Source organism: Pantoea sp. JZ29 (assembly GCF_035190385.1).
GTDB classification, from domain to species: domain Bacteria; phylum Pseudomonadota; class Gammaproteobacteria; order Enterobacterales; family Enterobacteriaceae; genus Pantoea; species Pantoea stewartii.
This window is the reverse complement of the sequence record NZ_CP045241.1, coordinates 3,402,222-3,423,583: the sequence shown is the minus strand read 5'-3', so window position 1 is coordinate 3,423,583 and position 21,362 is coordinate 3,402,222. Positions and strand designations below refer to the sequence as shown.

Genomic DNA, 21,362 nt, shown 5'->3' with positions numbered 1-21,362 from the left:
ACGCATTTTTTTCGCACGAAATGTGGGCTAAAAAATGCTTACATTTCAAACCAGAAACTTAAGTTAATGCGTCTGAAAAGCGCCAGATAAAAGCAAATCTGCCTGAAAACTTCATACTTACCTGACGGAAAAATAAAGCTGCAGGATTGCGTTTTATTTAAGTCACGGTTTTTATTTTTTAATTTGCATTAAGTCGCCCGCGCTTCGCTTAGTAAATTAAATATGCAATACATTGTCGTTTTTTCTTTTTATCAGGAATTTTCCAATAGTTCAGGTGATATTATGCTTTCGCTTGCTTACAAAAAACTTACATTTCTTTTCATTAGGCAATCCAATGAGAATAAAAGCAGGGACGTGGCTGGCGTTAAGCGCTTTACTGATCTCCGCAACGGCGTGGGCTGATCCCTTAACGCCGGGCGATCGCGATTATCTCCAGAATCAGCAACAGCAACGCCTGCAACAGGACCAGCAGCAGCGTGATGCACTCTGGCAGGCGCTGTCCCCTCAGCCTGCGCCTGCGCCGCGCACCGGTGCGACCGGCCGCTGCTTTCCTGTCCATCAGATTGTGATTCGCAACGCCACCTTACTTTCCGCGCATCAGCAACAGTCGCTCACGTCGGGTTATCTCGGTCACTGCCTGAACTTAACGCAAATTAATGCGCTGGTGCATGCCATTTCCGACTGGTATATGCAAAGGGGCTATATTACCAGCCGCGCCTTTTTAACAGAACAGGATCTTACCTCCGGCCAGCTTATTATTCCTGTGCTCGAAGGCAAACTGGACACCATTATTCTGGACGGTAAACATCCACGTATATTGCGTATGGTTTTTCCGGGAATGGAGGGAAAAATACTTAACCTGCGCGATATAGAACAGGGCATGGAACAGATTAACCGTGTCAGAACGGTGCCTGTGCAGATTGAAATTCAGCCCTCGCCCAGACCGGGTTATTCCATTGTTAACTTAACGGCAAAGCCTGAATTTCCGCTCAGCATGACGCTGGGTTTTGATAACAGCGGGCAGAGAACGACCGGCGTCGGGCAGCTTACGGCTTCACTGACGGGAAACAACCTGCTGGGGCTGGCGGATCGCTGGTTTGTGAGCGGCGGACGCAGCAGTGCCTTCAGCCGCTGGCGTGACGCCCAGAATCTGCAGGCCGGCGTCAGCGTGCCTTATGGTTATGGCCTGCTGGATTACAGCTACAGCTGGAGCAACTACCACAGCCACTTTATCAACAACGGTTTTACCTGGTTCAGCAACGGCGACAATATCGCGCACCGTCTCAATGGATCGTGGGTGCTGTTTCGCAACGGCGATATTAAAACCGGCGTACAGGCAGGCCTGAATCATTATTCCAGCCATAACTGGCTCAATGACGCGCCGTTAGTGAGCAGCAGCCGTAAATTAACCAGCCTACAGTTTGGCCTGAATCATACGCAGAAAATTGCCGGTGGCGTCGCCACGCTGAATCCCACCTTCAGCCGCGGTATGCCGTGGTTTGATGCCGAGAGCGATGCGGGCAAAAACGGCAGCCTGCCGAAAGCGGAATTTCGCAAATGGAGCATCAGTGCCAGCTACCAGAAACCGCTCACCCAAAAACTGTGGTGGCTCAGCAGCCTTTACGGGCAGTGGTCACCGGACACGCTCTACGGCAGTGAACGCCTGACGATCGGCGGCGAAAGTTCCGTGCGCGGTTTCAAAGAGCAGTATCTGTCGGGTGATGTCGGCGGTTATTTACGTAATGAGCTTGATTACAGCCTGTTTACCTTACCGGGACTGGGTGACGTCACCGCACTGGCGGCGGTCGACGGGGGCTGGCTGAGAAGCGATCCGCTGAACCCTCAGTTTACGGGCACGATATGGGGCAGCGCCGTCGGCCTGGGGACCCGTAACCAGTATTTCTACACCCAGTACACCGTGGGCATTCCGCTCAGCTATCCCGGCTATCTCCAGCCGGATCACGTCAGCATCTACGCCCGCGTCGGGCTGGTTTTCTAAAAAGAGGAACTGATTATGGATGATCGTCAGCCCGTTTCCCTTGCCCGCCGCGCACTCAGCTATCTCATCTGCTATCTGGTGGCGGTACAACCGATGCTGCCGGTGATGGCCGCGGAAATCACACCGGTAACTCCGGGCACGAAAATGGATGCGGCGGGCAATGGCGTGCCCGTGGTCAATATTGCCACGCCGAATCAGGCGGGCATTTCTCATAACCAGTACGATCAATATAACGTGGGGCAGCAGGGACTGATCCTGAACAATGCCACGGGTCAGCTGACGCAGACCCAGCTTGGCGGGCTGATTCAGAACAACCCCAACCTCCGCGCCGGTCAGGAAGCGCGGGCCATCATCAACGAAGTGGTGGGCGCGAACCGCACCCAGCTACAGGGGTACACGGAAGTTGCCGGCAGGGCGGCGAACGTCATGGTCGCAAACCCCTATGGCATTACCTGTAACGGCTGTGGATTTATCAACACGCCGAACGTCACGCTGACCACCGGTAAACCGCAGTTCGATGCCAGTGGTAATCTGGCTGCGCTGGAAGTCAGTAAAGGCACCATTACCATTGAGGGCCAGGGGCTGGACGGCAGCAAGGCCGATGCGGTGTCGATTGTGGCACGCGCAACGGAAATCAATGCCGGCATTCACGCTAAAGATCTCACCGTGACGCTGGGTGCCAATCGCGTCGGGCAGGACGGGTCCGTTACGCCCATCCGCGGAGAAGGGCCTGCGCCGGGCGTGGCGGTGGATACCAGCGCGCTGGGCGGTATGTACGCCAACCGTATTCATCTGGTGTCCAGCGAGAAAGGCGTTGGCGTCAACCTGGGTAATTTACTGGCCAGACAGGGCGATATCACCCTGGACGCGAACGGCAAACTGGCGGTGCATGACAGCCTCAGCAGCGGGGCACTGACCGTCAGCGCGCAAAGCGTTGAGCTGAGCGGGGAACATAAATCCGCTGGCCCGGCGGCGATAACCGCACAAAACGGTATCAGTCTGAATAACGGGAGCCTGGGAAGCGATCGTGCCGTTTCATTGCAGGGCGGCAGTCGCCTGCAGGTCAGCGGCGGCAAGATAATGGCCGGTGACAGCATCAACCTTGCCGCAACCAGCTTGTCGCTGGACAGCGGCAGTGCGCTCAATGCAACAAACAATATCTCGTTAAACGCGCAACCAGACTTCACCGGCGGCTCAGGCCTGGACCCGGCCGGTCAGTTTGATAATGCCGGACAACTGACCGCAGGTAACAACCTTTCCCTGAATGCGTTCACAGCCGCGAACACAGGATCGTTGTCAGCAAAGGGGCAACTGTCCGCGATCGGCAACAAGGTTACGAATCAGGGTGCCTTGCAGGGCAACAGGATCCGGCTGAAAAGTGAAGTGTTAACTAACAGCGGTACGGTGCAGGGTGCTGATGCACTTGCGCTGGAGACGATCACGCTGAATAACAGCGGCTCGCTGACGGCACCACAGTTGGTCCTCAACAGCGACGCCATCACCAACAGCGGTCTGTTGCAGGGCACGCAGAATCTGACGTTATTAAGCCAGCATCTGACTAACTTAAAAAAAGGCAGTATTGCGACGGCGGGCGATTTGACGCTTAACCTGCCTGACTTCAGCAACAGCGGGCTGCTGAGCGCGGAGGGTGCACTGAACCTGAGCGGCAACAGTCTTGTCAACGATGGCGAAATCAACGCCAGCACGCTTCATTCTGACAACGGTCAACTGTCAAATCTCGCGGGCGGTAAGCTGCTGGCGACAGGCACGCTGCAACTGACAAACAACCAGTTTGCTAACGGCGGGCAGATTGCTGCTAATCAGTCTGAACTTACCGCCGACAGCCTGAATAACGCGGGCAGAATTCAGGGCACTGACAGCCTGACTTTGAATGCTGGCACCCTAAATAACCGTCCGGGTAGCGAACTACTGACCTCAGGGCAACTGACGCTTAACGGCGGTGACCTGAATAACGCGGGATTAATTCAGGGAGAAAAACTGGCCCTGACGGCGGACAACTGGGTAAACAGCGGCAGTGCGCTCAGTGCCGGTGATGCCACGTTGAAGGCGAAAACCCTGACCAACAGCGGAAAGATACTGGGTCAGCAAAGCGTCGCGCTGCAGGGTAACACAACCGACAACAGTGGCTGGCTACTGGCAAAAGTGCTGGCGTTTCAGGGGGATTTAACCAACAGCGGCCTGATTCAGGGCGACACGGCGCTGACTCTGAAGGGCGGCAGCCTGAGCAATCAGGCGACGGGCCAGTTGCAGACGGCGGGCAACGCTGACATTACGGCCTCCTCTCTGAACAACCAGGGACAGCTGCAGGGCGATAATCTGGCTGTCACAGCACAAAGCTGGCAAAACAGCGGCAGTGCGCGTGCCATGAAAAACGTCACTGCTTCTGTGGCTGGCGAGCTTAATAATGGCGGCACCCTGACAGGCCAGCAGGCAATGAACCTGCAGGCTGGCAAGGTGATCAATGGCGGCACGCTTGCTGCCGATCAGTTATCTCTTCAGGCCCCCCTGCTCAGCAATGCCGGCCTGTTACAGGGCAACAGTGCACTGGCGATGACCAGCGCACAGATTGCAAATCTGGCAAACGGCCGGCTTGTCAGCGGCAGCGGCCTGAGCCTGGCGCCCGTTAAGCTCATCAACGATGGGGCAGTACAGGTAGCGGGCACCTTCAGCGTTAACGGGGGTGATTTTACCAACAACGGTCAGGTGAATGCGGACGCGCTGAACGCCACGCTGACCGGCACGCTGAATAATGGCGGAAACGGCAAGCTGCTGGCACGCCAGCTGGCGCAGGTACAGGCGCAGTCACTGACTAACGCCGGGATCGTTGCCGGGCAGCAACTGCAAATCACGGGCGATACCTTACAAAATCAGGGGCTGCTGCAGGGCGACAACGCGCTGACGGCAGGGTTCCGTCAGCTGGATAACCAGGCCAGTGGTCAACTGATTACCGGTGGCGCGCTGACGTTACAGGGTACGGATGCCCGTAACGCCGGCACCTGGCAGGGCAGCCAGCTCAGATACCGTTTCGGCAGCTTAAAAAACACCGGCACCCTCAACGGCACCGGCATACTGGACGGGCAAACCACAGGGCTGCTGGATAACAGCGGCAACCTGATTGCGGGCGGCAACGCCAGCCTGAATACCGACAGCCTGGTTAACAGCGGCAAAATCATGGCGGGCGGCCTGACGCTGCGCGCCGCATCGCTCAGCAACAGCGGCCTCTGGCAGGGCAGCACGTCACTTGATGCGGTCAGCACCGGCGATCTCACCCAGTCTTCAACAGGCAGAGCGTTAAGCGGTGGCGATCTGCTACTGGGCGCCGCGACGTTAAATACCGCCGGCACCCTGCAGGGCGGGAATAGCCAGATCACTGCCGGGAGCTGGCAAAACCAGGGATCGCTGTTGAGCACCGGCGATCTCACCGCCGCGATTGATAACGACCTCTATAACGGGGGCTCACTCCTCAGTCAGGGCGGTGCGCAACTCAGTGCGCAAAATCTGGTGAATACCGGCGCTGTCCTCGCCGAAAAAACCATGATGCTCAGCGGCGGTACGCTGAACAACAGTGGCGCTATTCAGGGCGACACGCTGTCGGTCACACCGGCCAGCGTGACCAACCAGGGCAACCTTATCGGCCTGAAATCCCTGACGCTCGGACCGGCCCCGCAGCGGTTCAGCATGCTGCTGGCGCAGTCCGCGCCGGCGCGTGAACTCGTCAACAACGCGGGGGGACAGCTCCTGACACAGGGGACGCTGAACATTACGGCCGGTAACGTCACCAACAACGGCACCTGGCAGGGGCAACAGATCCTGCTGAGTGCAGCAAAACTGGCAAACGGCGGGGCGATACAGAGCGCTGATGGCCTGCAGCTGACATTAACCGACAGGCTGGATGCCGCCGCAGGCAGCAAAATATCAGCCAACGGTACAGCTGCCCTACAGGCGCTGACGCTGGCGAATCAGGGACAGTGGGTTGCCAAAAACCTCATGCTGAAAGGCGACACGCTCAGCAACAACGGTAATATTGCCGGTACAGACGGCCTGACGGTTCAGCTCAACGGCGCACTGACGCAGCAGCAGGATAAAACGTTGCTCAGCGCCGGGAAGCTCAGCCTGCAGGCTGCCTCGCTCAGCAATGCGGGCCGTATTCAGGGCAGCGACCTGGTAATCAATACCGGAACGGTAGACAACACTGGCCGCCTGCAGGGTGATAACAGCCTGCAACTCAGCACCAGCGGCCATCTGACCAACGCCACCAGTGGAACGGTGCTTTCGCAGAATGCACTGAGCCTGACCACGCCGGATTTGTATAACGACGGTCTGATTCAGGGGGCCGGCGGCACAGTCAGCGCCACAAATTCTGCCACCAACAACGGCAGACTGCTGACGGGCGGCGTGCTGACCTTCACCACGCCGCAGCTGGTGAACAACGGCTGGCTGCAGACGGGGCAGCTCACGCTGAATGCGTCCGGCCTGACCAACAACGGCACGCTGCTTGCCGATCAACAGGGTACCCTTAACGGCACCAATTTCCAGAACCAGGGCACAGCGCAGGCCGGCAACCTTGCCGTGAATTATCAGACCCTGAATAACAGCGGCACGCTACTCGGCACAGGACAGCTGAGCGTGAATGCCGCGCAGGTAAATCTGGCCGGATCGGGACGGCTGTTCAGCGGTGGTGGTTTGACGCTGGTAAGTAACGGTTTTGACCAGTTCGGCCAGGTCGTTGCGCTGGGCGATGCAGTGCTGAATCTGGCGAACAGCTTCGTCAGTCATAATACGCTGGCGGCGGGTAACCGGCTGACTCTTAACAGCAACGGCTCGCTGGAAAACCAGAGCACGATGCAGGGGCAGGGCGTGACCCTCAATGCGGGCGGCGATCTGACCAATAATGGCCAGATTACCACCGGCAGCGCCGACAGCAGTCTGACGGGCAACCGCATCGCCATGAACGGTGCCGGCAGCCTGCAGGGCGGTGGCAACGTCACCCTGAACAGCCGCAGCGACGTCACGCTGGACGGTTTTACCGGCACGCTCGGTAACCTGACCATCAGCACGCCGGGCAGGCTGGTCAACACGGCGCTGCTCTACGCCGGACAGAATCTCTATTTATTTGCCAACAGCATCCGTAACCAGCGCGGCGATATTCTGGCGGGCAACAGCCTGTGGATGCAGCGCGATGGCGCGGGCAATGCCAACGGGGAAGTGATCAACACGTCGGGGACGATTGAGACGCAGGGCGGGGATATCAATATCAATACCGGGCATTTGCTGAATACGCGGGATGGTTACCGGGTTACAGATACATCGCATCAATATGAAAATGGAAGCAGCGATCACATTCAGCGAAACATGTCTGATTTTAGTTCAAAAGATTATGTTACATGGGTGGATTCTTATACACATGGCGATAGTCAACTTATAGATAACTATTACTGGTGGGCACTTAATAAAGACCAGTGGCAGCAAAAGGTTCTTATAGGAGATAGAACAACAAACATAACAGCCAGTGGAGGAGCGGCTAGGCTCGCTTCAGGCCATAACCTTAATGTCTATGGAAATAATCTAGAAAATATCGCTAGTAATCTTCTGGCTGAAGTTAATATGACCCTTTCTGGACAAAGCCTCAATAATAGCTCAGCTAATAGTGGAAGCTATCAGATTTGGCAGACATATAATTGCTCTGTGTCAAGTAATCCTACATGCAATAATATGTCCCAAGAAGGTTTTCAAGAAATGCCACCGTTATATTTTTATATAACCGGTCAGCCAGAATACATCGAAACTAATAAGGGTATTGATTATCGTGCTGTCATTCAAGCTGGTGGTAATGTCAGTGTGAATTTTAGCAGCAACATCAGTAACACCAATACAACCTCCAACGCAGGTTGGTCTGGGAATACGATTTCAGCGCCAGGCATAAGAGGACTGGCCTCACTGAGCCAGGCGGGCGGGCAACAGCGTCAGCAAATCGCAGGAACCGACAAGGTAACCGTTAACTCACCGCAGTGGCGCGATCAGCTTCAGGGTGTCCTGCAGCAGGTCAACAGTGATAGTTCACTGGATAACAGCACACCTGATAAGGCTTCGCTTGTTACTCATGCATCAGGCAGCTTCAGCCGCGCCGATTTAAGTCAGTCAGGTAGACTGATTTCTGATCCTTCAGTCAGCTCAGCTAATCTACGCAGTTATAAGCCAGCCACAGTGGATACCAGTGCCTATCCGATTCCGTCTGGCGATAATGGCTATTTTGTTTTTGGTAACAGTAAAAGTCCCTATTTAATCACTCTCAATCCAAAACTTAACGGTCTGGGACAACTGGATAACAGCCTGTTTGGCGATCTTAACGCCCTGCTTGGCCGGCAGCCCGGCCAGGCACCGCAGGAAACGCGTCAGCTTTATACTGATAAAACCACGTTCCTGGGGTCGTCTTATCTGCTTGATCGTCTCAACCTCAAGCCAAATTACGACTACCGTTTCCTTGGCGATGCGGCCTTTGATACGCGCTACGTCAGTAACGTGGTGCTAAACCAGACCGGCAGCCGTTACCTGAACGGCATTGGTTCCGAACTGGATCAGATGCGCTATCTCATGGATAACGCTGCTTCTGCGCAACGCGCGCTGGGATTACAGTTTGGTGTTTCACTGTCCGCTCAGCAGGTAGCCTCACTTGATAAAAGTATTGTCTGGTGGGAAGCCGCGACGATAAATGGCGAGACGGTAATGGTGCCCAAAGTCTATTTATCATCCAAAGATGTGGAAATGCATGACGGCAGTGTGATTGCAGGGAATAACGTGACACTTTCCGGCGGTGATATTACCAACAGCGGCAGTACTGTTACCGCGAAAAATAACCTGGCTGTGAGTAGTCAGAACAGCGTAAATAATCTTAGTGCCGGTATGATTTATGCTGGCGAAAACTTACAGCTGACAGCGATAAATAATATTAACAACGTCAGTTCAAGCATCAGCGGTAAAAGGGTCGCCCTTGAGAGTATTAATGGCGATATCAACAATACGACGGCGACAAAGTTGTGGGAATTAAAGGGTACTGGCGATAAAAGTAACACCGTTTCAGCAAGCCAGACCTTCGTCGGTCCTACGGCGAGCATTAAATCGCTAGACAGCATGAGCCTTAAAGCCGGCAACGACATTAATGTTAAGGGGGCCAACGTTAATGCTGGCGGCGATCTGCTTATGAATGCCTGGCACGATATTGCCATAGCAAATAACCAGGAAACATCGGGCTATCAGATTAATGGCTTCGATTTTCAAAACAGCAGTACGCAAAAAATTACCAACACAGCCAGCCAAATTTCGGCAGGCCATAATCTGGCGATCCAGTCAGGCCATGATTTAAATGTGATGGCCAGTAATCTTAACGCTGCAAATGATGCTTCGCTACAAGCGGGCAATGATCTGAACCTCAGCAGTGCTACCAACAGCCAGAACAGCAGAAATGGCAACCAGGAATCCCATTCCACCGGACTGGATCGCACGGCTGTCAGCAGCGGCGGCAGTCTCAGCCTGGCTGCGGGTCAGGACATCAACAGTCAGGCCGCCGCCATCGCTGCCACCGGCAACGCCGCGCTGAAAGCGGGCCGGGATATCAACCTGAATGCCGACGCTACCGGTTCCGGTTACAGCGAAAGGGGCGACAAAAAAACCGTTATCAGTGAAACCGTGCGCCAGCAGGGCACGGAAATCGCCAGTGGTGGCAGTACGACCATGGCTGCCGGACGCGATATCAACACTCAGGCGACAGACGTGACGGCACAGCGGGATATCGCGCTGCAGGCCGGGCGCGACGTTAACCTGAATACCGCGACCGAAAGCGACTATTACTACAAAGAAGAAACCAAAACTAAAAAGGGCTTCCTGAGTAAAAAGACCACGCACACCATTCAGGAAGACAGTGCAACGAATGAAAAAGGCACCCTGCTGAGCGGCAACAATGTCTCGGTTAAAGCAGGCAATGATCTGCTGGTAAAAGGTTCCCAGGTCGTCGGTGACGGCAACGTGGCACTGGATGCCGGTAACAACGTCAGCATCGCCGCAGCGACCAATACTGACTCCACCTGGCGTTTTTCAGAAACGAAAAAGAGCGGCCTGATGGGAACGGGCGGCATTGGGTTCAGCATCGGCAGCAGTAAATCTCTCCAGGAGATGCGCGATAAGGGAACGACGCAAAGCCAGAGCATCAGTACGGTCGGCAGCACGAAAGGCAATGTTTCAGTCACTGCCGGCAGGCAACTGCAGGTTAATGGCGCCGATCTGGTTGCGGGCGGCAGCATGGCCCTTCAGGGCGACAGCGTAGCCATTACGCCGGGACATGACCTGCGCACGCATGACGAGAGAACGGAGCAACGGACCAGTGGTTTAACGCTGGCACTGTCTGGTGCAGTGGCCGAAGCCGTGAACAGTGCCGTGGCGGCAGCCCAGTCAGCCAAACAGCAGAGCGACGGGCGCATGGCTGCGCTTCAGGCGACGAAAGCCGTTTTATCGGGTGTACAGGCCGGGCAGGCCAGTCAGCTTGCCCAGCTTAAGGGGGACCCGAACAACGGCATTGGCATCAGTATTTCACTGTCTACCCAGCAATCAAAATCCGAGCAGCATCAGCAGTCCGATACGGTTAATGGTTCAACCATTAATGCTGGCCGGGATCTCAGTATCAACGCGACCGGGAAGGGGCAGGGACCTGACAGCGGTAACCTGCTTATTGCTGGCAGCCAGTTAAAAGCCGCCGGTGACACCAGTCTGCATGCCGCAAATGATATTACGCTCGCCGGCGCAGCAAACACCCGGCAGACCACAGGTAAAAACAGCAGCAGCGGTGGGGGCATTGGCGTCAGCTTTGGCGTGGGTTCGGGAAGCGCGGGCTTGAGCGTGTTCGCCAGCGTCAATGGCGCTAAGGGCAGTGAGAAAGGCAACGGTACGGTCTGGAGTGAAACCACACTGGACAGTGGCGGCAGGGTCTCTATCAGTAGCGGTCGGGATACGACGCTCAGTGGCGCTCAGGTCAACGGGAACAGTGTGAAAGCGGATGTGGGCCGCGATCTGACTCTTACCAGTCTGCAGGACAGCGATAAATACGACTCGAAGCAGTCCAGTTTTGGTGCAGGTGGCAGCTTTACCGTTATTGGCACCATAGGTGGCTCCGGCTACATCAACGCCAGCCAGGACAAGATGCACAGTACCTTTGACAGCGTGAAGGAGCAGAGTGGCCTGTTCGCGGGTCAGGGCGGCTTTGATGTCACGGTGGGTAACCACACGCAGCTCAATGGTGCGGTCATCGCCAGTCAGGCCGGGGCGGATAAAAACCGTCTGGATACGGGAACGCTGGGTTTTACCGATCTGCATAACGCGGCCGACTACAAAACGGAACACCAGGGCATCGGCATGAATACGGGTGCCAGCCTGGCGGGCCAGTTCGCCGGGAATATGGCTAACACCATGCTGGCAGGCGCTGGCGGAAAAGGGCATGCTGAAGGAACTACCCGGTCAGCGGTGGCTGACGGGACGATAGTGGTGCGTAATCAGGCTGACCAGAAGCAGGATACCGCCACGCTGAGTCGCGACACGGCACACGCTAACGACAGCATCAGCCCGATCTTTAACAAAGAGAAAGAACAGCAGCGACTGCAGACCGCGCAGATGATTGGCGAGATTGGCAGTCAGGTGGGCGATATTGTCGAAACGCAGGGCGCAATTGAAGCGGCGCGCGCTGCAAATAATGACATGAAGCAGGCCAGTCCGGAAAAACTGCAGCAGGCTAAAACGGACTGGGAAAAAGCGAATCCGGGCAAGACGCCGACCAGTGAGCAAATCAGCAAGCAGGCCTGGCAGAGCTATTACGATAGTGCGCTCAGTGCCTCGCCTTTCGCTGTGGGTGGCAGCGTACAGCGCATTGTCACAGCCGCAACGGCTGCCGTACAGGGACTGGCTTCGGGTGACATCCGCGCCGCTGCCGCCGGTGGCGCAGCCCCCTATATTGCCAACCTCATCGGACATTCAGATTTAGACCCGGCCGGCCGGTTAATGGCGCATGCGGTTGTCAATGCGGCGCTTGCGGCCGCTCAGGACAAAAATATCGCAGCAGGGGCCGCAGGGGCGGTGACAGGCGAGCTGACCGGCATGCTGGCGAGCGAAATCTACGGCAAGCAGCCGTACGAAATGAACGACAGGGAGAAAGAAACCGTATCGGCGCTGGCAACACTGGCAGCGGGTCTGTCTGGCGGTCTGGCGGGGAGCGGGGCTGCAGATATGGTTACCGCTGCTCAGGCCGGGAAGGTTACGGTTGAGAATAATTATCTGAGCAGCACGGAGAAGAGCCGCCAGACGGAGTTGAACCACAAGCAGAGCCTGACGCCGCAGGAGCAGAAAGAGAAAGACATGCTTAACCGCAAGGATGCGGAAACCAGTAAGGCGTTGGTTGATGCCTGTATGAGTGGCAGCGCAGAGGCCTGTAGCGCCGCCCGGCAGGATGCGCTGGAGAAGCAGGGCACCTATCAGAATCTGGGTTACCAGAATCAGAAGGAAGCGCAGGAAGGCTATCAGCAGATACAGCAGTTGCTGAATGGCACCAGTGCGGAGGCGAAGCAGACGCAGGCGCTATTTAACGGCATGGTGGCGGCGTACATACGCACTGGTATGAGTGAAGAGGCGGCCCGGGCTGCGGTGGGCTACCAGCTTGGAGCCATGTATATTGCCGGAGGGATAGCGGGTGCGGCAGCAACATTATATCCATCTAAAAATAGTATGATATCTAATGTTAAGGCCATAAGTGCAGACGAAGCAAATGCTCCTTTCATCAATAGAGGCTGGAATGCTCCTTATGATTCAGCGACACAGGTCAGAACATTCACGACGACATCAGATTTGACTTTTGTGCGTGTTTCTACATCAAATAACCCTATAGGTGCATTTCTGGTTCGGGCGGATGAAATTGCAGGAATGACACCTGAGCAAATTCAACAACATCTGGCATTACCAAACGTACCAACACAAGTTGCGGAGGTTACTGTACCAGCTGGTACTAGAATGCAAGTTGGTAAGGTCGCCGCTCAACCTGAATTTGGAGCTTCCGAAAGCGGAGGTGTGCAATATCAACTTTTAGATCAAATTCCAGATACTAGCTTTGGTGTTCCTAGACCGATAAAGTGAGAGTGTGATAATGAATGATAATGTTTTGAGCGAAGTTCTGCTTGATGATGGAAAAAAAATTGTAGTTATTAATCGATTAGGCATGCAGGATCTATATGGGAAAGTTGAGTGCGCACGGAATATTTATTATCTAAATGGAGATGGTGAGATGATTTGGAGGGTTTTTAGCAACTATGATGATGAGGGTAATCCCTTTACAAATATTAGATTAATATGTAATGAGATTGAAGCTTATAGATGGGATGGAGGGTGTTATTCCATAGATAAAGAATGTGGGTTTGCTACTCCTAAACAATTACTGAAATGATGATAAGATCCTTTTTTGGGATGTAAATCTTTATTTTCAGCAAGGTGTCCTTAACCGATGCTGTCCATCTTGTCATTCATGTGGGAGAAAGTTTATCGATGAATCAAGATGTGTTTTATTGTAAATCATGGTTTAGAGTAAAGGAAAAATTAGATATGTGGTTGGAAAAAATCGCATAAAAATATATCGCTGTTGAGCCTATCACAGCACTTATTGGTTCAGGCTAACACCATTTTTTATCGAAGTAATGAAAATAAAAGGATTTCTCAGGGGGCTTTTTCTTAATGGAGATATGAAAGATTTTTTTATATGCAATTTTAAAGGATAGTGGTGCGCGATCAGGCTGACCAGAAGCAGGATACCAGCCACGCTGAGTCGTGAAACGGCCATGCCAACGACAGCATCCGCCCCTTAGCTCGCCGAACTAATCCACAAAAATATCCCCACAACAGGCCCTCACTGCAAGGAAGTAGTGAATACCGCACATATCTTATGGCACATGCTGTTGTAGGCGCAGCCATTGTGCAGGCTCAAGGCAAAACAGTGCGCTATCCGGTGCCAGTGGTGCAGCGCTGGGCGAATTTATCGCTCAGGAGATGTATCCGGGTATCGCGCGGACGGATTTGAGTGAAGAGCAGAAGCAAACCATCAGCCCACTCGGAACGCTGGCAGCGGGGCTTGCAGGTTGTTTGGCAGGTGGCAGTGCGTCAGGGGCGATAGCGGGCGTTCAGGCGGGGAAAAATGCATTAGAGAATAACGCTCTTGGTTCAGCGGATGGCTACTCACTTGGTGATAAGCATGACGAACATGAACAAGAAATGGGTGATAGGCCAATTCATTTGTTCACTCTTAAACCGGGGCTTGAGCCGAAACGAGATGAACAGGGGCGTCCTCTCACTTATGCTTCAGGATTAGTTGTTCCGATAAAACCTGATAGCTTACCTGCCGGCTACAATCCTACTTCGTCTGGTGAAGTTGTCGGACCCAAAGGAGGAGTCTACACAAGTACTGGTAAGTTAGATTCAAATGGTAATACTATTTATAGCAATAGCGGTGGATACTATGTCTTTGACGGAAAGACGAAAACATCAGTTGAATCACCCAACGCATCTAATCAAATAAGGAATAATTATGAGCAGGGCAAAGCATTCGAAGATGAAATATACAATAAATACTCAAGAGGCCTGCCAGAATCAGCTCGCGAGATTACAATCAAAACAGACAATGGTACAAACGTCAGAGTTGATATAATGACAAGGGATGATAATGGTGGGGTTTCTTGCATCGAATGTAAGTCTTCATCAACAGCACCATTAACACAGAATCAAAAGATAGGTTATCCTGAGCTTGAAAAAATGGTGGTACTATAGTCGGTGCGGGAAAACCTGGTTTTGAGGGGGGCACTAAAATTCCGCCAACCCAAGTGATTATTATTAGGCCGGAAAGTAAAAGAGAGTAACTATGTCAATTGAAGAAGTAAATAAGGTCGATTTTATCAATGCATCGGATGAAGATGATGAGCTTGTACTTTTGGGTATTACAGATCATTTATCATGGGAGGATGATATTAATGGGCATTTGCTTTTGCTTCAAGATAAAGTAAATGCTTACTTAAACTTCATTCTTAGTGATCAAATGAGAGAGTTATCTCCCGCTTTATGTGGGAAAAGTAAATTCTGCATTCAGGTTTTTTTTAAATTTTTACCGCCGAAAGAAGTTGATGATTTTGTTTCTAAATTTCAAGTGGCATTAAAAGAGTACAATATTGATTTGATTAGTCACCATGTTGGTTGATTTTTAAAAAAAGATTTTTATAAAATTGCATGCTATCGTTTTTATTTGAAGCTATGGGGCATTAAGCCATCTTATAATTTTTTTTGATGCTTAAGTTGAGTTTTTTGATGGAAATGATTAAGAGATTAAAGAGACTTGCTTGCTTTTTAGAATGTTTGTCTGCTTGGCGAATTGATAGCTTTCAGATGTTTTGGATGAAAATATACATAATTATATTTTTTGAACGTTGATTTTGTTATGAACATAATTGTACAGAAGATTTTATATATTTAAGTTGAAATTTTTAGCGACAGAGCAATCTGTTACGTCTTTTATATGCGCCTTTACGAAAGAATGGCAAAGCGGCTTTTTTTTAAAGTTCAACACTATATAGGTTCAGCATTATTGCATAACCTCACCATTCCAACGCCCATCCTGAAACCTCCCCACCACCCGTTCCCTCAACCACCTGTGCCCCAAATCCCGGTGCGATCGCGCATGCCATAGCATCACCAGCTCAAAGCCCGGGATCGCCATCGGGGGCGGCACGGTCATCAATCCCGGCATCATCGCCCCCACTCTCTCCGGCATCAAGGCGACCAGGTCAGTCGTGCTCAGCACGCTGCCCATCAACAGAAAGTGGGGTACAGAGAGTACCACTTTCCGGCTCAATCCTCTGGCTTCCAGCACCGTATCCGTCACCCCACGAAAGCCGCCGCCGTCTGGCGACACCACCACATGCTCCAGCGCGCAGAGCGCTTCGGCGGTGATAGCAGAATGCAGGGCGGGATGACCCTGACGGCCTGCTACCACATAGCGCTCCTGAAACAGTGGGCGGACATGCAGCCCGTCAGGCACGCCGTCACGCAGATGAAGCACCAGATCGACCGTGCCTTTTTCTAACTGCTGTGCAATCAACGCCGGTTTCATATCCAGAATGGCAAGCCGGGTGCCCGGTGCTTCCTGACGTAAGGTATTCATCAACGGCATCAGCGCGGTCTGCGCACCATAATCCGTGGCGGCAATGCGCCAGGTGATGTCTGCTTCTGCGGGCACAAAGGGTCCCGGCTCGGCTACGACTTCATCGATTCTGGCAACCAGTTCTTCAAGCGAAGGGCGTAATCCTTCTGCTCGTGCCGTAGGGCGCATACCATGAGAAACCGGAATCAGTAGCGGATCGTTAAATAAAGTACGCAGGCGTTCCAGCCGGGCACTGACGGAAGGCTGGGAAAGGTTTAACCGTTCAGCGGCACGGCTGACGCTGTTTTCCTGTAGCAGGACGTTTAACGTGATCAACAAATTCAGATCGGGCTTCATGGTATCAGTCCTGTCTATAGCGACTATCTGTTCCTTTACTTTTACTGATAGCACAATCAGGCGCAGGCTACCTGTCTCTTTTATCAACACGGGATAGTTTATGAATGTGTTAATCGTTGTTGCTCACCCTGAACCCCGCTCGCTTAACGGTGCGCTGGCGCGTTTTTCCGTCAGTCATCTGGAACGGCTGGGCCATCAGGTGTGCGTTTCCGATCTCTATGCCATGAACTGGGAGGCACGCGTATCGCCTGCCGACACACAACATCGCCAACATGCCGAACGGTTTACTCCCTCACTGGAATCCACTCAGGCTTTTGAAGGTGGTTTTCAAAGCGAAGACATCCAGCAGGAACAGGAAAAACTACTGTGGGCCGATGCGGTGATTTTGCAGTTCCCGTTATGGTGGTTTTCGATGCCCGCCATCTTGAAAGGCTGGATCGATCGTGTTTATGCCTGCGGGTTTGCCTACGGCGTAGGCGAACATTCAGATACGCACTGGGGCGATCGCTACGGTGAAGGTACGCTGGCAGGGAAGCGCGCCATGCTGGTGGTCACGATGGGCGGATGGGCGTCGCATTACAGTCCGCGCGGCATCAATGGGCATATTGATGACATCTTGTTTCCCATTCAGCATGGCATTCTGTTTTACCCCGGCTTTGACGTGCTGCCGCCGTTCACGGTTTACCGTACCGGCCGGATCGATAGTGTACGTTTTGATGCGCTCTGTCAGGAACTGAGTAAGCGGCTCGATAACCTGTTTATTACTGCACCTGTTGGCTATTATCGGCAAAACGGCGGGGATTACGCGATCCCCGAGTTAACCTTGCGTGACGATCTGGCAGCCAGTGAGCAGGGCCACAGAATCCACATTCGCCAAGGCTGAGGGCAGAACAGGGCAGAGGCACCGCGTCTGGCTTATCTGCCCTGTTTGCATCGATTTCAAAATAACCCTTGCATGCAACGCGAGGATGTGACCTAATGAATCGTCGGTTTGATTAACAGACGCTATCAAAGTAAGTATCTACAGCAGTTCTCATCTCTAAGCCTGTCGCGAGACATTCCTTCTTTTTGAGTCTTCTCTTACGTTCTGATTGAAATCTGTTCTCAGGCCATTACGCCGGAAGGCTCAATTATTTAAGGAATTAAACATGTCTAACAAAATCCGCGGTACCGTTAAATGGTTCAACGCTGAGAAAGGCTTCGGTTTCATCTCTCCTCAGGACGGCAGCAAAGATGTATTCGTACACTTCTCTGCAATCCAGGGTACTGATTTCCGTACTTTAGATGAAGGTCAACAAGTTGAATTTACAGTAGAAAATGGTGCTAAAGGCCCAGCTGCTGCAAACGTTGTTGGTCTCTAAGGACTGAAAATTACGCGTTTCAAGTGTCCTCACTGTAATGGCTCGCAGTACCGTACATCACATTTCGATGTGACAAGAGCCAACCCGCATGGAGCAAAATGCATTTTTTGCAAAACGGTCGTTGTTCAGATTAACGCGACAAGGATTGCAACTCAGAGTCAGCCACAGGCGCTCTGAAAAGGCTAAAGAGCGTTATAGCGTTGTGCATTTACCGTAATCAAAAAGGCTGCCAGTGGCAGCCTTTTTTCATTCCCTTTTCGCGAAATGTAGAAGCCGGTTTCCAGGCTGCGCTTATACCATCAGCACAAGAACGCCGGCCCAGAACGCCAGACAGGCTATCACCATTGCAATCCAGCTCAGCTGACGTAAACGCCCGCGGAACAGGGGCTTACGTACGACAGGAAGCGCTTCACTCTGCATTTTCATAGTCTCATGTATTGAACGTTAGGTGACAGCAGGGCAGGGTTGTGCTGCCCGCTACGTTTTAGCTTGCGGCTTCCAGCGCTTTGAAAATGACATCCGACAGTTCGTTTAATTCGAACTTGGCAACATAGCCATCAGCCCCGACTTTGCGAACGTGATCTTCGTTAGCACTGCCCGAAAGTGAGGAGTGGATCACGACGGGAATATGACGCAACGTGGTGTCGCGCTTGATATTGCGCGTGAGCGTAAAGCCGTCCATTTCCGGCATTTCCAGGTCGGTTAACACCAGCGCGATCTTGTCGTGAATGGATTCACCCTGCGACTGAGCCTGCTGGTGGATCGCTTTGATTTTTTCCCACGCTTCCAGGCCGGTGTTACACATGACGGCAGGAATGCCCATGCTCTTCAGACCCTGCTCCAGCAACTGGCGGGCAACTTTGGAGTCTTCAGCCACAATCGCGACGGAACCGGGCTTCATTTTATACTGACGCTCTTTCGGCGCTTCAGGCTCCACGCCACGAACGGACGGGATGATGTCATAGAGAATCTGTTCGACATCCAGCACCATGGCCAGATTGCTTTTTTGTTCGTCGTCATCCAGGCACGCGATACTGGTGATGTTACGTCCACCGATACCGGCTTCAGCGGTATGAACCTGGCTCCAGTTAAGACGCACGATGTTTTCAACGGATTCGACGGCAAACGCCTGCGTATTACGCGCGTATTCGGTCACCAGCAGCAGGTTCAGGCCCGTTTCAGGCACGCAACCGGCTACCGCAGGCAGGTCAATAACAGGAATAAACTGTCCACGAATGCTCGCCATGCCCAGCAACGGCGAACGCATGCCCGCAGCTTTCGTAATCGGCGGCATCGGAACAATTTCACGCAGTTTAAATACGTTTATCCCAAACAGCTCTGATTTACCTTTTAACTGGTCAGAGCCAAGGCGAAACAGCAGCAGCTCAAACTTATTCGATAAGGCGAGATTCGCTCTCTCATCGATCTCTTTCTGAAAATTATCCATCGTTGCCTCAGCGTCAGCGCAGCAGGTGAAAAAGGGTGTGATGAAGTTATCGGCAGCCTTCGGAAAAAGGTGAGAGGGGAAAACGCACGTTAAGAGATTATTGTGCCAGGCTTAACAGTGAGAACGCAGCATGGATACTTTTCCCTATAAAGGAGTAAGCGATGAAAAAATTAGTACTGGCGACCTTACTGGCGGTAGCGACCACAGGGGCTTACGCGGAAGAAGGTGGCTTCAAGGCAGGTGATACGCCGCCGCCACAGCATAAACAGGATGCAGGCTACAAAGGGTCAGAAGACACAGGACAGACGCACATCGATCAGATTCGTGACTTTCGGCAGGGCGGTTACGTCACGCTGGAAGGTTATATCGTAAAAAAAGTCGCGGACAATAATTATCAGTTTCGTGACAGCACCGGCACTTTAACCATTATTGCGCCGAAGAAAACGTTCGATGGCAAAACCTATTCCGCTGACGACAAAGTTCGCGTCAGTGGTAAAGTGCACGGGAAAGGTGACAAAACCACGCTGCACGTTATGCGGATCGATGAGCCATAATCGGCAGGGCGAGAATGATTCTCGCCCTTTCTTTTAGTCTTTCAGCAGTACAGCCCGGCAGGTTTTGCCTTTGATTTTGCCCTGCTTAAGTTTGACCAGCGCAGATTTTGCCTGGGCCGCTTCAATCGCTACATAAGCGTGCGTCGGGGTGAGATCAATCTTACCGATCTGATCGGCGCGATAGCCTGCTTCTCCTGTCAGCGCACCCAGAATATCGCCGGGCCGAATCTTGGCCTTACGCCCACCATCAATGCAAATCGTCATCATGGCTGCCGGCAACGGCTTACTACTTTTCCTGAGCGCACTGGCGGCAACCCATGGCAGCTTCTGCTGCAGGAAATCTTCTAACGCATGCGCGCGCGCCATTTCATCGGCCGCGACAAAACTCACGGCAGCGCCTTCTTCGCCCGCCCGCGCGGTACGGCCGATACGATGCAGATGCACTTCGGGATCCCACGCCAGCTGGTAGTTCACCACCAGCGACAGCGACTTGATGTCCAGGCCGCGGGCCGCGACGTCCGTCGCCACCAGCACGCGACCACTGCCGTTAGCAAACCGGATCAGCACACGTTCGCGATCGCGTTGTTCCAGATCGCCATGCAGGGGCAGGGCGCTGATATCGCGGGCGTTAAGCGCGGCGGCAATATCATCACATTCGCGTTTGGTGTTGCAGAACACCACACAGGACGATGGCTGGCGTTCGCTGAGCAGGCTAATCAGCAGCGACAATTTTTCGCCGTGCGTCGCTTCAATAAATTGTTGTTCGATTGCCGGCAGTTCGCTGACCTCTTCCGTCACGACGCTCAGCGCATCACGTTGAAAGCGCTGGCTCAGTGTTGCAATGCCGTCTGGCCAGGTGGCAGAGAACAGCAGCGTCTGACGCGCGGCGGGCGTGGCGGCGATAATGGTTTCCATATCGTCACGAAAGCCCATTTCCAGCATCCGATCGGCTTCGTCCAGCACCAGCGTGCGCAGACTGTCGAGCTGCAGCGTTTCGCGCTTGAGGTGGTCAAGAATACGGCCCGGCGTACCGACCACAATCTGCGGCGGATGCACCAGCGAATCGCGCTGCGCACTCATGGGCTGGCCGCCGCATAAGGTCAGAATTTTGATATTGCGCGTGAAGCGCGCTAACTGCCGCAGAACGTTGCTGACCTGATCGGCCAGTTCTCGCGTCGGACATAAAATCAGCGCCTGAGTCTGAAAACGCGCACTGTCGATATGATGCAACAGGCCAATACCAAATGCGGCCGTTTTGCCGCTGCCGGTTTTTGCCTGCGCACGAACGTCGCGTCCGGCTAAGATAGCGGGCAGTGAGGCGGCCTGGACCGGCGTCATGCTGGTATAGCCCATCTCGCGCAGGTTATCGAGCTGACTATCGGGAAGAGAATTAAGCGAGGAAAAAGCGGTCACGGGTGCG

General features: G+C 53.2%; 12 protein-coding genes and 1 pseudogene. 9 read left to right on the top strand and 4 right to left on the bottom strand.

What is annotated here, in order from left to right:
* Positions 1-334 precede the first annotated feature (334 nt).
* The 5 genes and pseudogenes from GC090_RS15985 to GC090_RS15965 all read left to right on the top strand — a co-directional run bounded on the left by GC090_RS15985 (position 335) and on the right by GC090_RS15965 (position 15,284).
* Positions 335-1,999, top strand: a complete 1,665-nt coding sequence (locus tag GC090_RS15985) for a ShlB/FhaC/HecB family hemolysin secretion/activation protein (protein WP_324020371.1) — start codon at positions 335-337, stop codon at positions 1,997-1,999.
* 15 nt (positions 2,000-2,014) lie between these two features.
* A complete protein-coding gene (locus tag GC090_RS15980; RefSeq protein WP_324020369.1) occupies positions 2,015-13,183 on the top strand; it encodes a hemagglutinin repeat-containing protein in 11,169 nt (3,722 codons plus the stop codon).
* 10 nt (positions 13,184-13,193) lie between these two features.
* The gene (locus GC090_RS15975; RefSeq protein WP_324020367.1) at positions 13,194-13,490 is read left to right on the top strand and encodes a DUF7957 family protein; all 297 of its coding nucleotides are present in this window, start codon (positions 13,194-13,196) and stop codon (positions 13,488-13,490) included.
* Between the two features lie 486 nt (positions 13,491-13,976).
* Positions 13,977-14,264 (top strand): annotated as a pseudogene (locus GC090_RS23275) (VENN motif pre-toxin domain-containing protein); the annotation flags it as partial.
* Positions 14,265-14,951: 687 nt separating this feature from the next.
* Positions 14,952-15,284 carry a DUF6572 domain-containing protein gene (locus GC090_RS15965; protein ID WP_172913475.1) on the top strand — a complete coding sequence of 111 codons (333 nt, stop codon included), beginning with the start codon at positions 14,952-14,954 and terminating at the stop codon, positions 15,282-15,284.
* A gap of 381 nt (positions 15,285-15,665) precedes the next feature.
* Here the strand turns inward: GC090_RS15965 and GC090_RS15960 are convergent, their stop codons facing one another.
* On the bottom strand, positions 15,666-16,580 hold the full coding sequence (locus GC090_RS15960; RefSeq protein WP_324020363.1) for a LysR family transcriptional regulator: 915 nt from the start codon (positions 16,578-16,580) through the stop codon (positions 15,666-15,668).
* 100 nt (positions 16,581-16,680) lie between these two features.
* Here GC090_RS15960 and GC090_RS15955 point away from each other — a divergent pair, with 100 nt between their 5' ends.
* The 3 genes from GC090_RS15955 (at position 16,681) to GC090_RS15945 (ending at position 18,118) form a co-directional block, all read left to right on the top strand.
* Positions 16,681-17,463: an NAD(P)H-dependent oxidoreductase gene (locus tag GC090_RS15955; RefSeq protein ID WP_324020361.1), complete on the top strand. Its 783-nt coding sequence runs from the start codon at positions 16,681-16,683 to the stop codon at positions 17,461-17,463.
* A gap of 265 nt (positions 17,464-17,728) precedes the next feature.
* Positions 17,729-17,941: a transcription antiterminator/RNA stability regulator CspE gene (cspA, locus tag GC090_RS15950; protein ID WP_006118073.1), complete on the top strand. Its 213-nt coding sequence runs from the start codon at positions 17,729-17,731 to the stop codon at positions 17,939-17,941.
* Positions 17,942-17,944: 3 nt separating this feature from the next.
* Complete coding sequence (locus GC090_RS15945; protein ID WP_110268586.1) at positions 17,945-18,118, top strand: cold shock small protein YmcF; 174 nt, start codon at positions 17,945-17,947, stop codon at positions 18,116-18,118.
* Between the two features lie 114 nt (positions 18,119-18,232).
* Here the strand turns inward: GC090_RS15945 and GC090_RS15940 are convergent, their stop codons facing one another.
* Both GC090_RS15940 and GC090_RS15935 read right to left on the bottom strand, forming a co-directional pair.
* Entirely contained in the window at positions 18,233-18,367 is a 135-nt protein-coding gene (locus tag GC090_RS15940; protein ID WP_255421330.1) for a hypothetical protein, read from the bottom strand.
* A gap of 58 nt (positions 18,368-18,425) precedes the next feature.
* Positions 18,426-19,388: a chemotaxis protein gene (locus GC090_RS15935; protein ID WP_006118075.1), complete on the bottom strand. Its 963-nt coding sequence runs from the start codon at positions 19,386-19,388 to the stop codon at positions 18,426-18,428.
* 161 nt (positions 19,389-19,549) lie between these two features.
* Between GC090_RS15935 and GC090_RS15930 the strand changes: the two genes are divergently transcribed.
* On the top strand, positions 19,550-19,942 hold the full coding sequence (locus GC090_RS15930; protein WP_006118076.1) for a YgiW/YdeI family stress tolerance OB fold protein: 393 nt from the start codon (positions 19,550-19,552) through the stop codon (positions 19,940-19,942).
* Positions 19,943-19,975: 33 nt separating this feature from the next.
* Here GC090_RS15930 and dbpA read toward each other — a convergent pair whose 3' ends face one another.
* Positions 19,976-21,355 (bottom strand): ATP-dependent RNA helicase DbpA, encoded by a 1,380-nt coding sequence (gene dbpA / locus GC090_RS15925; RefSeq protein WP_006118077.1) that lies wholly within the window; start codon positions 21,353-21,355, stop codon positions 19,976-19,978.
* Positions 21,356-21,362: the final 7 nt, after the last annotated feature.

Bases quoted from the DNA above. Each gene is read 5' to 3' on its own strand.
- GC090_RS15985 (WP_324020371.1), top strand. From the start codon at position 335: ATGAGAATAAAAGCAGGGACGTGGCTGGCGTTAAGCGCTTTACTGATC.
- GC090_RS15980 (WP_324020369.1), top strand. From the start codon at position 2,015: ATGGATGATCGTCAGCCCGTTTCCCTTGCCCGCCGCGCACTCAGCTAT.
- GC090_RS15975 (WP_324020367.1), top strand. From the start codon at position 13,194: ATGAATGATAATGTTTTGAGCGAAGTTCTGCTTGATGATGGAAAAAAA.
- GC090_RS15965 (WP_172913475.1), top strand. From the start codon at position 14,952: ATGTCAATTGAAGAAGTAAATAAGGTCGATTTTATCAATGCATCGGAT.
- GC090_RS15960 (WP_324020363.1), bottom strand. From the start codon at position 16,580: ATGAAGCCCGATCTGAATTTGTTGATCACGTTAAACGTCCTGCTACAG.
- GC090_RS15955 (WP_324020361.1), top strand. From the start codon at position 16,681: ATGAATGTGTTAATCGTTGTTGCTCACCCTGAACCCCGCTCGCTTAAC.
- cspA (WP_006118073.1), top strand. From the start codon at position 17,729: ATGTCTAACAAAATCCGCGGTACCGTTAAATGGTTCAACGCTGAGAAA.
- GC090_RS15940 (WP_255421330.1), bottom strand. From the start codon at position 18,367: ATGAAAATGCAGAGTGAAGCGCTTCCTGTCGTACGTAAGCCCCTGTTC.
- GC090_RS15935 (WP_006118075.1), bottom strand. From the start codon at position 19,388: ATGGATAATTTTCAGAAAGAGATCGATGAGAGAGCGAATCTCGCCTTA.
- GC090_RS15930 (WP_006118076.1), top strand. From the start codon at position 19,550: ATGAAAAAATTAGTACTGGCGACCTTACTGGCGGTAGCGACCACAGGG.